At 37.1% G+C, this 13,510-nt stretch carries 7 protein-coding genes; all 7 read right to left on the bottom strand.

Annotated features, from left to right (window positions below):
• Window positions 1-31 precede the first annotated feature (31 nt).
• Complete coding sequence (gene nagB, locus DDF69_RS00485) at window positions 32-1,966, bottom strand: glucosamine-6-phosphate deaminase (RefSeq protein ID WP_262510843.1); 1,935 nt, start codon at window positions 1,964-1,966, stop codon at window positions 32-34.
• A gap of 181 nt (window positions 1,967-2,147) precedes the next feature.
• Entirely contained in the window at window positions 2,148-3,062 is a 915-nt protein-coding gene (locus tag DDF69_RS00480; RefSeq protein WP_114819052.1) for an NDP-sugar synthase, read from the bottom strand.
• 651 nt (window positions 3,063-3,713) lie between these two features.
• Window positions 3,714-4,475 (bottom strand): LytR/AlgR family response regulator transcription factor, encoded by a 762-nt coding sequence (locus DDF69_RS00475; RefSeq protein ID WP_114819051.1) that lies wholly within the window; start codon window positions 4,473-4,475, stop codon window positions 3,714-3,716.
• A gap of 79 nt (window positions 4,476-4,554) precedes the next feature.
• Window positions 4,555-5,874, bottom strand: a complete 1,320-nt coding sequence (locus DDF69_RS00470; protein WP_114819050.1) for a RagB/SusD family nutrient uptake outer membrane protein — start codon at window positions 5,872-5,874, stop codon at window positions 4,555-4,557.
• Window positions 5,875-5,886: 12 nt separating this feature from the next.
• On the bottom strand, window positions 5,887-9,216 hold the full coding sequence (locus tag DDF69_RS00465; protein WP_114819049.1) for a SusC/RagA family TonB-linked outer membrane protein: 3,330 nt from the start codon (window positions 9,214-9,216) through the stop codon (window positions 5,887-5,889).
• Between the two features lie 6 nt (window positions 9,217-9,222).
• Window positions 9,223-11,796 (bottom strand): zinc-dependent metalloprotease, encoded by a 2,574-nt coding sequence (locus DDF69_RS00460; RefSeq protein ID WP_228411892.1) that lies wholly within the window; start codon window positions 11,794-11,796, stop codon window positions 9,223-9,225.
• A gap of 129 nt (window positions 11,797-11,925) precedes the next feature.
• On the bottom strand, window positions 11,926-13,509 hold the full coding sequence (locus DDF69_RS00455) for a histidine kinase (protein ID WP_114819047.1): 1,584 nt from the start codon (window positions 13,507-13,509) through the stop codon (window positions 11,926-11,928).
• Window position 13,510 lies beyond the last annotated feature (1 nt).

The raw sequence follows: 13,510 nt of genomic DNA, 5'->3' as shown, positions 1-13,510 counted from the left end.
TGCTTATTGCTTAATCCGGAATTTTATTTTTTTAGAATTTCCACCTTACAAAAGCTTCCATGGCTGCATAAGTAGCAAGACCCATTTTGTGATAAGTCTCTGCTGTTTCTCTGTTTCTTTCTTCTGCTCGTTGCCAGAATTCTCTCATGTCTGTTCCCTGGAACACGACTCCATCTTTTTGAGACTGATGCTTGAAAATTCCATAGCGTTTCTCCAAAATCTGGTCCGGGCTCAGTGGAACTGCCATTTCTATTTCTTCTATAGACCATTCTTTCCAGGCTCCTCTGTATAGCCATAACCAGCAATCTTTCATGTATTCCTTCGATTTTAAATTTTTAACAGATTCAAAAACAGCATCTAAACATACTTTGTGTGTTCCATGAGGATCTGCTAAATCACCAGCAGCATATATTTGATGTGGTTTTACTCTGTCTATGATATCTGTTACAATTTCTATATCTTCTGTACTTAATGGCTTTTTTTCTATTCTGCCTGTCTCATAGAAGGGCATTTCCAGAAAATGAATCTGGCTGTCTGGTATTCCCACGTAATAGCAGGTGGATTTTGCTTCTCCTTTTCTTATTAAGCCCTTGATATGTCTTACTTCAGGAATATCTACATCACTATTTTTCTTATTTTGCAAAAATTTGGCTGCCTTGTTAAAAATTTTTTGTGCTGCATTATTTTCTATGCCAAACATTTTGTTGTAATCACACACAAAATTGGCAAACCGCAATGCTTCAGAGTCTGCTACGGCTATATTTCCGGAGGTTTGATAAGCAACGTGAACCTCATGTCCCTGCTGGTGCAGCCTTATGAAAGTTCCCCCCATACTGATAATATCATCATCAGGATGCGGACTGAATATTAGAACTCTTTTCCTGGCCGGGGCTTTTCTTTCTGGCCTATTGCTGTCATCTGCTCCTGGCTTACCTCCCGGCCAACCGGTTATGGTGTGTTGTAATTTATTGAAAATCTGAATATTGATATTGTAAGCTGGTCCTTTGTCTGCCAACAGATCGCTCATTCCGTTTTCTATATAATCCGAATCGGTAAGCATTAATACAGGTTTTTTTATTTTTTGGGCGAGTCCCAAAACGGCTTTTCGGATCAATGTATCAGTCCATTCTATTTTTTCTACCAGCCATGGTGTATTAATTCGGGTTAGTTTTTGAGCTGCTGCCTGATCTAATACAAAAGTAGCATTTTTGTGTTCCTGCAGATAGGAAGCCGGCACCAGATTGGTTACAGGGCCTTCTACAGACTCTTTTATAATATTTGATTTAGCTTCCCCCCACGCCAGGAGTATTACTCTTTTCGCTTCCATTATTTTCTTCACTCCCAGTGTAATGGCTGTTCTCGGAGTATTTGAAAGTCCCAAAAACTCATTGCTCGCTGCCACTCTTGTAATATGGTCTAAAGCTACGAGACGCGTTTTGGAATTTTGTAGAGAACCTGATTCATTAAATCCGATATGACCATTACCCCCAATACCCAGAACCTGCAAATCTATCCCGCCTAAAGCTTCTATTTTAAGTTCGTATTCTGTACAGTAGTCTGCTATTTTTTCTTTGGATAATGTTCCATCAGGAATGTGATAGTTTTCGGGAAGAATATCTACTTTATCAAACAATAATTCTTTCATAAAGCGAACATAACTATGTACGGAATCCGGTTCCATGGGATAATATTCATCAAGGTTGAAAGTAATTACGTTTTTGAAGCTCAGACCTTCTTCTCTGTGCATTCTTACCAGTTCTGCGTATAAACTCTTGGGTGAGGAACCTGTGGCCAACCCTAAAATACAAGGTTGTTTTTGAGACTGTTTGACGCGTATAAGATCAGAAATTTCTTTTGCTACAGATTTTGAAGCTGAAAGTGAATCTGTGAAGATTACTGTTTCTATTTTTTCAAATCTTTTTTCGAATCCTGTAGAGGAATCTATTGTGCTTTTTAACATATTAATTTGGTTTTGGGAAGTGCTAAAATTAAATTTATGTATAGAATTTGTATTTCTACATTTTTAATTAATTATTTTATCATTGAAAAGAATACTATTCTTACCTTTCACTATTCCATCTCTCATCATATTCTATTGTTTCTACTATTGCCTGGTCTAATGAATAAAGGGGTTTCCTAATGTCAGATTATTCCCATAAATTCTCCGGATAAAGTTTCTTCATTCTTAGTTCTGAAATATTCTTTTGTACAATTTCTTTATCTTCAGGATAGGTAACTCCAAACCACCTGTCATCAGATTTCAGGAGTTTTACGTTAACCTTTCCGGATGCTATACTGTCGGCAACCAAAGTAGGTAAATAATATTCCGCCTTTAAGCTCTCTCTGTTTTTTTCTAAAAAATGCTTAAAAGAATCGCCGCCAAATTCAAAACACCTGGGGGTGAATCCCCAAAAATTCATTGAGACGGTTACATCCTTATCAATTGTTATAAAGTGTTCATTTTCATCCTTATACCTTAACATATTATTATATTTCTCTATATATGTTCTTTCTGTGACGTTCAATAAGTTTCCATTACCATCTACTTCACATACTCCCCGGGAAACATAGCCGTGGTCTGAAACTGTATTCTTCAGTGAATAGCCTATCATGCTAAAATGATAAGAGTTGATATCTGTATTTTTTAGAAAATCGTACATCACCATAAAGGCATCTCTCCCATAAAAGTCATCAGCATTAATAATGGCAAAATTTTCGTGAACCACATTTTTTGTAAGCAGTAAGGCATGCCCTGTTCCCCATGGTTTGGTACGTTCCGGATTCAGATATTCCTGAGGAACACTGTCGATCTCCTGGTATACATATTCTAGTTCAGCTTTTCCTTTTATTTTACTTTCTATTAATGACTTAAATTCATTTTCAAAACTTTTACGGATAATGAAAACAAATTTCTTAAAGCCAGCCTGCAAAGCATCATATAAAGAAAAATCTATAATGGTATCTCCTTGCGGGGTAAATGTATCTATCTGTTTAAGACCTCCATATCTGCTGCCCATTCCGGCCGCTAAGACGATGAGTGTAGGATGGTGATTGGCGTTCATTCCTTTAATAAAATTATTTTGATTAAGTATTTGGTAAATTATTCATATTGCAGGTTTTCTTATGCACGCTTTCTATTTTGTATAAAAAAGTACATATTCATACAAATGAAACCTTATACAAAACTTAATTATTTTCAATAAAAAACAAAAAGAACAGATACTACAGAGATACACCATAACAATACATAACTGGCTTACAGCAACTTATAATCGTAAATATAATTAGTTGTGATGATCATAATGAATTTGTTTATATTTTCATTACAGGAAAAAGCATAAAGCTTTAAAAAAAAATAAGAGATTTAATGTAATCTCACGTACTGTTCGAAATGGGTTAAATTTAAAAAAAGAAGTAAAAACCGTGAATAAAAATTTTACTATAAAACCCTTATTAATTCATTAATTTGTGTATTACACCCAAGTCACAAGCAAAATACAAAACATTGAATAACAAAACATTACACTCAATAAAAACAGCATGTAGTATCAGTGTAGAAGATCTATTCCTTCTGGTTTTAATTAATAATTTTCACATTTAAAAACAGCAGATCACAAAAAGATCAAAGAATGAAAAAAATGTTTCGAAAACTTTTTGACTACAGAAGAACATCTTTACTTAATGATAGATTTATCTGCAACTGAAACACAAAATTACTTATTCAGCCAGCTTAAACATTCAGTAATCTGCATTTTACTGATAAAAACTTCGGTATTTACTTCCGGTTCCGGCGAGAGCCTCAGTTCTACTTTCTGACTTGAATGCTTGATAATTTCTGAAACGGCTTCTTTATTAATGATAAACTTGCGGTTTATTTTAAAGAAAATTTCAGGATTCAGCTTCTGAATAATATCTTTAATGGTATCATCATAAATATAGGTCTGGTGATCCTTTGTGGTGAGAAAAAGGTATTTTCCGGAGGCAAAAAAATAAGCGGTGTTATGTTCGTCTATTGATTTGAGTTTATTCCCTTCTCTTACCATAAAACGTTTCATGACCTCATCGCCTGCCTGCCGCAGTGAGGAAATAGATTTAAGAACCGGTTCAGGATCAAAATTATTTCTTATGGAGATAAATTTTCGCAAAGCTTTATGCAGATCCTCTTCTTCAAAAGGCTTCAGAAGATAATCAATGGTAAAATGTCTGAAAACCCTCATGGCATATTCATCAAATGCAGTAATGAAAATAATAGGGGTAAAAAGCTCTATCTGTTCGAAAATTTCCAGACTCATTCCATCTCCAAGATGAATATCCATAAAAATAAGATCTGCCGAATCTTTTTCAAAGAAATCAATTGCCTGTTTTTTGGAACGAAGAATAACAGTCTCTGTAACAGGGACTATGCTCTGTGTATCCAAAAGATTTTTCAGATAATTCACAGCCAGCAGTTCATCTTCTATAATGGCAATTTTCATAACGATGCAAAAGTACAAAAAAACCGCTAGAACGATTAAGTTCAAGCGGTTTCCTCTGTATTGAATTTGATATGAAGTTTTATAAATTAGGGTTATTCTTCTTCGCACTCATTGGATATTCAATGGTATATCGCGGATCATTCTGTTGAAGAATATACTCGTTGCCACTAATAGTGTGGCTTATTTTTTTCTGATTTGCTCTTCTTAAGTCGAACCATCTTTGTCCTTCTAAAGCAAATTCTCTGAATCTCTCATCCAGAATAAAAGTCATAAATGCAGCAGAATCCATTGAGTTTACCGCATTCTGTACTGAAGTATATCCTTCCGGCGTATATCTGTTTTTTAATACTTTCAGTAATGTTTCTTTAGCTTCAGCCAGTTTATTCAGCTTTAATAATGCTTCAGACTTGATAAAGTACTGTTCCGCTGTTCTGAAAGACACTTTGAATTCTAAACTTCCTCCTTTGGTGACTTTATACTTACTACCATTTTTTTCAAAATACATGCCAAACCTTTTATCTGCCGTAGAATTGTATGAAGAAATCAGTTCCGGAGATGCAAAAGATAAATTTTTGATTGAATTATCCCATGTATTATCCAAAGCCATGATAGATTCCGGGGAAGCATAATGGTTCGGAACAGTATTTACTGTATTCAAATTGCTTAACTCTCCTTTTACTGCCAGCACCTGATCTGCATAGTTTAAAGCTTTGTTCCAGTCTCCTTCATATAGAGCAGCCCTTGCTTCAAAAGCCAGCAATGCAATTTTTGAAAATCTGTAGTTCAATCCTGTTGCTTGTTTTTGTTCTACCATCAGATCTTCTGCTCTTTTAAGATCTGCATGAACCTGATTATAAACTTCCTGTACAGAAGATGGCTTCAATACCTGCTCAAGATCAATTTCAAGATTGATAGGAACACCTCTGTCCGCAGAAGCCGTAGCACTATTGTACGGTTTTCCATATAAATTCACCATATCAAAATACAGGTAAGCACGAAGAGCATAGGCTTCTGCTAAAATCTGGTTCTTCTCAGGAGAATCCTGCATGGTTTTGCTTCCTTCATTGATAATCTGATTCAGGTAGAAGTTCACGGAATAAAAGCTTACCCATGGAAATTCTGTAGATGCCTGATCATTGTTAGCGTCTTTCCACATCGCAATTTCACGATAGGAAATAAAATCTGTAGAATTATCATCGATATTCACCTCATCGGTACGAAGTGCCACCAGTGATTTGTGAACAGGATATTTTGAATAGGCAGATGTAAGGACTTTTCTATAGTCTTCAGTAGTCGTAGGAATCACTTTTCCTTCCGGCTGAATATCTAAAAACCTGTCGCATCCGATACTGCTAAAGCTGATTGCTGCAAGTGCTATGATTGCTGTAATTTTTCTCATTTTTCTCAAGTTTTAAAAAGAAACATTAAATCCTACGGTCACCGACTTGGTGATTGGCTGTGCATAAATATTACCATACGTTTCCGGATCGAAATATCCTTTGTATCCGTTACTGAATACAAACAGGTTACGTCCTTCAACACTCAGTCTCAAACTTGTGATTCCCATAGGATTTGTAAATTCTTTAGGAAGTGTATATCCCAAACGGATACTGCTGATTCTGATATAGCTGATCTCTTTTGCCCAAACATCCAGTAAGCTGTATGCATTGGAACGGTTTCCGGTAAACCATTTATTGGCCATCCATCCGTCTGGATTAGCTTCCATATCAGGACTTGTAATGCCCGGAAGCGAACCTCCAGCTTCATAAATTTCTCTTGTGTAGTTTCTTCCTCTGTCCAGCTCCATACCTCGGTAAGAAGGAGTTCTCATTACCGTCTGCTTCAGGTTGAATGTTGCAGAGATGGTAAGGTCAAAATTACTTACTTTAAATGTGTTGATAATACCTCCGGTAAACTTAGGATCTCTGTCTCCCACATACGTAAACAGACTTCTCAGCTCTGCATTTGAAAGTTTGGTATCAACAAGCTGCCCTGGCAGGAAATCTGCATATACATCATATAACTTAAAGAATTCTGCTGCTGAAATCTTCTGATCTCCTTTCCAGAATAATGGGTTTCCCTGTTCATCCATTCCTGCAGTTTTCAAAGCAAAAACAGCATTTACTGGAAGCCCTTCTCTTGATGGAAGTAATGCATTATCACGCGGCTGCTCGCTCAATACTCTACTCTTGTTATGAGCAAAGTTGATGGTGGTAGTCCATTTGAAATTATCATGGTTGATGTTTCTGGTAGATATGGCCAATTCAAAACCTTTGTTGGTCAAGCTCCCCCAATTCATCATCGTATATTCGAACCCTGTTTCCAAAGGAGTTTCTTTCATACTGATCATATCCGTCCCTTTTCTGCTGTAGACATCAGCGGTAAGGCTTACACGGTTATTGAACAATCCTAAATCAAGACCTAAGTTGGTATTCGTCGTTTTTTCCCATCTCAGTTTATCATTCGGAGGGCTGAGAACATTGATAATGGATTCTTTTCCTCCCGGAAGAATGGTGGCATCGTTATATTCACCGATAAAGAATGGTGAAGTGTTTCTGTCAATATTTCCCTGAAGACCGTAAGATGCTCTCAGTCTCAGGTTGGATACTGCAGAAATATTTTTCATAAAGTCTTCCTTCGTTACCAGCCATGATCCTGAAACAGCCCAGATAGGAAGGTATTTATACTTTTTGTTAACTCCGAAAAGGTTAGTACCATCATATCTCACACTTCCGAAGAATGTATATTTCTGATCGTAAGTATAAGAAGCTGTAGCAAACATAGACGCATAAGCATTCTCTATAGGAGCTGCTTCACGGTAGGTTTCATATCTTTTATCAGCTGCAAAACTTGAATTCGGGAATACAATCGCTGTAGCTCTTCTTGTTTTCGGGTCATATCCGAAAGCTCTTGTAATCGTTGTATTATCTTCTGTTTTACGGATTTCCGTACCGGCCATCAAATCAATTTCATGTTGATTGATCTTTGTGCTGTACGCTGCCTGTAATTTCCAGTTGTACTGGAAGAAATCATTATCCCAGTTTTGTTTTACCGCACCAGCAGGTAGAAAGTAATTGTATTTACCGTCTTTGTAGTAACGGGTATTTTCTCTCATTTTTCTGGTGAAGTAGGTATTTTCTGCTGCAAATTTCTCTGTTTTATTAGCATCATACTGAAGTCCCAACTGAGAAGTAAATCTTAAACTTTTTGAAGCTTTATATTCTAAATCTAAAATCGCTTTCAAAGAGTTATTTTTCAGTGAATAGTTGGTATTTTCTCTTTCTTCGAGGAAGTTGAAAGGAATATAACGGTCTTCAAAACCATCCATATCTCTATCATAGTTGTAACTTCCGTCTGCATTGAAAGGCTTCAGATATGGATTGGCATTTCTTGAATAGTTAACAGGGTTTATTGAAGCATCAGCGTCCGTTACAAAAGATTCACGTTCACTTTGCGTTCCGAAAATAGAGATTCCTGCATTTAACTTATCGCTTAATTTATAGTTGTTTTTTAAAGTAAGGTTATAACGCTTAAAACCTGTACCGATCGTTGTTCCTTCTTCATCATAGTATCCCAGGGAGAAATAGTAATCTGCACGGTCACTTCCTCCGGAAACACTTAATCCGTATTGTTTGTTGATGGCATTTCTGTATAACAGTTTGCCCCAGTCTGTATTGTTATTTCTTAAACCGTTAATTTGCTGGCGTGTAAAAGAATTCAACGCGTCAAAACCTCCGTTTCTGAAAGCATCAAGCTGGCTGTTCTGAGTCAGAATTCTCATTACTTCTCCTTTATCGGCACGATACGTAAGATCTGCACGCTTGGCAAGCATCAGTTCCAGGTCTACTTTTTCGGAAGCATTTAAAAGGTTCAGTTTATCAAAATCAGGACGTGATGTCACAAAGGTATCTGCTGAGAAATTCAGTTTCAGACTTCCTTTCTTTCCTTTCTTAGTGGTAATGGAGATTACTCCGTTTGCCGCTCTTGCTCCATAAATAGCTGTTGCTGCAGCATCTTTAAGGATGGTAATATCTTCAATATCATTAGGGTTTAAGCCTGCGATAGAGAAGTTCTGAAGCTGATCGATATTATCTTTATCCGTAAAGTTCGGAACATCATTTCCTTCTAACGGAAGACCGTCAATTACCCATAGCGGATCCTGAGGACCGGAAAGAGAAGCTGTACCTCTGATTCTAATCTTCGCCGGACTTCCCGGAGCTCCCGTTTCAGGAGTTACTGCCACACCGGCAATCTGCCCTGCCAGCATCTGATCTACACTGGCAACACCAGCCTGGCTGATGTTGTCCATTTTTACTGTAGAAACCGCTGAGGTCTGCTTACGCTTTTCAATTTTCTGATATCCGGTGATGATAACTTCCTGGATTTTATTTTTATCTGAAATCTCAGAAGTCAGTCTGATGGTATAGTTGGTCTGTCCTTCGTTCAGCTGAATGACTCTGGATTCATATCCAGGGTAACTTACCAATACCGTTTTTGTATCGGCAGGAATTTCCAATATAAATTTTCCGTCCTTATCGGTCACTGTACCTACTGATACACTTTCGATAATTCCTTCCAGTTCTGTTTTTGTAGAGACTGACTGTGTCTCGATTTTTATAGATGCACCGGTAATCATTTGAGATGTATTGGCATCTTCAATTTTCCCGGTGATGGTTTTCTTTTGCTGGGCCATTGCTATATTAGCAGCCAAAAGAGGTAAAAGTATTAGAGTTTTTTTCATTGCCGTTTATTTGTTTAAAGCCTCTTGTATACGAATGATTAAATCTGTGTAATGTGCTCTGGAAGCATCATCACCTCTGTACCTTGTTCTGTTCAGTAAGTCCAGAACTTTCTGAAGTTCCGCTCTCTTGTAAGTTGTCACTTCAGATACTCTTTTCATGGATGAATAATTGATATTCCTCAAACCATGATCATCTTCATGGAAATTACAGATGGTCGGGATATTCAAAGTATCATCTGTTTTCAATCCTTTTACTGCTGTCTTTTCAAATAGTTTGTTTACCGAAACAATCAAAGCATCCACATAATTTTTCTGCGTCATTTTCTCAAGCATCGTAAGGCTTCCTTTTTTATTGAAAATGGCCGTTCTTACCTGATCAAATAAATTTTCAACCGTATAGATTTCTTCTTTAGAGCCAGACACCTGATGTTTCAGCTCATTTTCAAGTAACCTCAACAGTCTGTCATCCATCAATAAGGAATAGATAGTTCCATATTGCATTCCTCTCGCCAGGGTATACGGCGTCTGCTCGAATGGTCCCATTGGTGAATCTTTAACCGGATACGTTTTTTCTGTAATCGGATTAAAGAATAACCATTCCGGAAGGTTGATGGCATTTTTAATAAGATAATCAACCGCTCTTCTCTGAGTTTCTGCAGGTACTGCTTCGTAAGCTTTCTTTTTGTTACCAAAAACAGTATTGTTCAGGTAAATTCCTCCTACGTTCGCCATCACATGACCTGTATACAGATCCCACTGCCCGATTACTCCCAGATACAGTTTTCCTGCATCTGTGTATTCTTTACCATCTTCATACGTCCATTTCAAGAGGTTGTTAATCACCACTTTCAGGTTTTTGATTCCGTATTCACTGGCTTTCATCGCATCATCACCTAAATCTTCAGACTGCGAACGCGGATCAATGGTTTCCAGGTAGCTTTGCTGCTCACCATAGAAATACATCGGGTCATCTTCGTGTTTTTCAATTAAGTTTTTCAGCGCTTTTTTCTCTACGAATTCATCCGGATACCAACGGTACCCCCACTCGATGGCATATTTATCGTAAAGACCAATTTTCGGGGTGATTGCTGTAACACCATCTTCCGGCTGAGCTACGTAATTGTAACGGGCATAATCCATAATGGAAGGTGCCGTACCGCCCATTTTGTCTGTAAACTCTTTGGAACGAAGCGACTCTACCGGGAATGCAAAAGATGCTCCCATGTTGTGCTTCAATCCGAAAGTGTGCCCCACTTCATGAGATGAAACAAAACGGATCGCTTCACCCATATGTTCATCACTGAATTTATTTCCTCTTGCTTTTGGATCAATAGGCCCTGTCTGAATTCTCATCCAGTCATGAAGAGAAGTCATTACATTGTGCCACCAGATGATATCTGCTTCGATAATTTCCCCACTTCTCGGGTCTACTACTGATGGTCCCATTGCATTTGACTTTGGCGAAGCGGCGTAAGTAATCACAGAATATCTTACATCATCAATATCAAAATCTTCATCTTTCTCATCCGGCATTTTCGCAATCACTGCATTTTTGAATCCTGCCTGCTCAAACGCCGCCTGCCAGTCATGTACTCCGGCAATGATTTTCTCACGCCATTGTTTTGGAGTTGCCGGATCGATATAATAAACAATCGGTTTCTTAGGCTCTACCAGCTCTCCTCTTAAATATTTTTCTTTATCTTCATCTTTGGGTTCAAGATTCCATTTGGTAATGAAAAACTTTTCATCCATTTTCTGCTGGTTGTCATTAAACGACCAGTGTTTTTCGGAGAAAAATCCTACTCTTGAATCTGATACTCTTGGTTTCATCGGTATTTTAGAAAGCAGAACCAGATTGGTTGTAACGCCTAAAGTAACCGGAAGATCTACACCGCCTTCATTGACAGAAGTAGACAATTGAGACTTCACCACAAGGTTCTTGGGAAATGTTTTCACTCCCTCTATATAAGAAAGACTTGATTTCACAGATCCACCCAATCCTACATTCGCCAAAACGTCGTTAAAACTTTTCTGATTTCCATCAAAAACTTTGTTCACTTTAATGGCTACCGCTGTAGAATCATTATTTTGTGCTTCAATATCAAAGACCTCAATTACAGATTCTGAAAAGTTGTCTTTTACAGATTTTGTAATGGCATCATTTTTTGGGGATGACACTTTAGGCACCACCGTTTTTACCCATACTTTTTTAGCTACAGGATCACGGTGAAAGGAAATGACTTTATTTTCATAATTCATTCCTTTGTTTAAACCTGCCTCATTCACCTGCATAGGTACCTGAGAAAGTTTGTTGACCACCAAAAACTGACGTCCCATCAAACTGTCCGGAATTTCAAAATAAATATCCGTCTTTACCTGAATGGTATTAAAAAGTCCCTTTTTATAGGTTCCCTTTTTAATCAGGTCTTCAATTTTTTTTGTTTTCTTTGAGGAAGAGGTCTCTGTCTTATCCGTTTTTTCTTTGTTGACCTTTACCGTATCTTTATCTTTTTTCTGTGCCAGTGCCATTGGTGAGGCCATAGCAAGACCGAGATACAGCGCAAGTCTGTAATTCTTCATTAAAATAGTCCGATTCATTCCAAATAGTAAATATCTTAGTTTCAGCAGGCAAAGCTATAGGTATCGTGAATCATATATATAATATTAGGGAGTGAATGGTGCTAATTCGGGAGTGAATGGATTTTATTTTTACTCCATTAAAGGCAAAAAACATACGAAATATTCACCATCTACAGAAATATGAAGAAGATTATTCTTAAAATATCCATAAATTTGATTCAAATAATCAATTCCGAATTTCTCTCCCTGTACCGTTTCTTCCTTAGGTTGCCACGTATTCTTTACCGTAATCCCACCCTCATCAACGGTAATGATGATTTCCAGAGGCTGATCTACGGTTGCAATATTATGTTTGGTCGCATTTTCTGTAACAATCTGAAGGGATAAATACGGAATTCTTTTTTCCAGACTTTCCGGAGCATTAATGATCAATTCAAACTTCAATTCCTCATCAAACCTGCTTTTCAGAAGTTCCATATATTGCTGTATAAATTTGATTTCCTGCGAAACCGGAACAATATTATCTTTGGGAGGAACTATGAGATACCTGTAAATCTTAGAGAGGTTCATGGTAAACTTCTGTGCATTTTCTTTATTAATCCCGATCAGCATATAAAGGGAATTCAATGAATTGAAAAGAAAATGAGGATTGATATTATTTTTAAGCTGCTGAAGCTGATTGATCACTTCTGCTTTGTGCATCTTTTCATTTTCTACCAACAATAAATTCTTCTCAGACTGTATTTTCTCTTTCTCCTGATAAGCCAGGCTGGTTGCTCTCTGGAACAATATAAATACCGTTACAATGAGAAACAACGCTGCCAGAAAAATATAAACAGTATAGGTTTTTATCTTGCTGATATTTTCATCAATAATAAAATTCACATGATTCACTACTGTATATCCATCAAAATTATCAGTCTTCAATGGCTTTATAAACCGTGTTACCTCCACTCCAAGATATTCTGAAACGGCCGTTCCTTTGGTATATCCCGCATCAGTTTTACTGGTTAATGTGTCACCAGGTTTAATATCTGTAAAATCAAAAATATTCTTTCCGATGTATTTTTTCTCCGGGTGGGTAATACAGATTCCTTCTTTAGTAAAAACGTAGGCGTACGTATTGGAACTTTTATCTACGTTAATAAAATATTGATGAAGGTCATCCAGGCTCACGGTAGATCCATAGTACAATTTGTTTTTGTCCGGCAGTACCAAAGAATCATAGCTTATCCAGTACATGCTGTCCTTTTTGGTAAGCAAAAGGTCTTTGAAATGTCCCGGACCGTTACTTTTTATGAAAATAGAATTGTCTTTAGTATCTGAATTCTTGAAAATACCGGATAGAGGATTATTGCTCTCAGACTTTCCTGAATCACTGTTTTCATAATAATACCAGCTGTAAGGGAGCAGGTTTCTTTTTTTGTTTAAATCATTTAAAACCAAAGAATACTCTTTATAGTTCTTCAGCCCGTCTTTCTGAATCAGGGCACGAAGCAGATATTGATAATCTTCAATATTTCTGAATTCATGTTCTATCGACTCATATTTTCGGAAGAATGTTTTCTTTGCGAAATCATCGGTATTTTTACGACTGTCTTCAGTGATCAGAAGACTGAGAACAGCAAATGCTGCCACAGCAATCAGGCAGGCAGACAAAGCAGTAATATAAATGGACTTTTTGGATAAAGCGTGTTTAAAATTAATAATCAAA

Origin of the sequence: Chryseobacterium sp. KLBC 52, from assembly GCF_003347605.1 — a bacterium.
GTDB lineage: Bacteria > Bacteroidota > Bacteroidia > Flavobacteriales > Weeksellaceae > Chryseobacterium.
This window is presented reverse-complemented; position numbering and strand designations above follow the sequence as displayed.

Coding starts and splice junctions, on each gene's coding strand:
- DDF69_RS00460 (WP_228411892.1), bottom strand. CDS start 11,796: ATGAAGAATTACAGACTTGCGCTGTATCTCGGTCTTGCTATGGCCTCA.
- DDF69_RS00480 (WP_114819052.1), bottom strand. CDS start 3,062: ATGAACGCCAATCACCATCCTACACTCATCGTCTTAGCGGCCGGAATG.
- DDF69_RS00475 (WP_114819051.1), bottom strand. CDS start 4,475: ATGAAAATTGCCATTATAGAAGATGAACTGCTGGCTGTGAATTATCTG.
- DDF69_RS00465 (WP_114819049.1), bottom strand. CDS start 9,216: ATGAAAAAAACTCTAATACTTTTACCTCTTTTGGCTGCTAATATAGCA.
- DDF69_RS00470 (WP_114819050.1), bottom strand. CDS start 5,874: ATGAGAAAAATTACAGCAATCATAGCACTTGCAGCAATCAGCTTTAGC.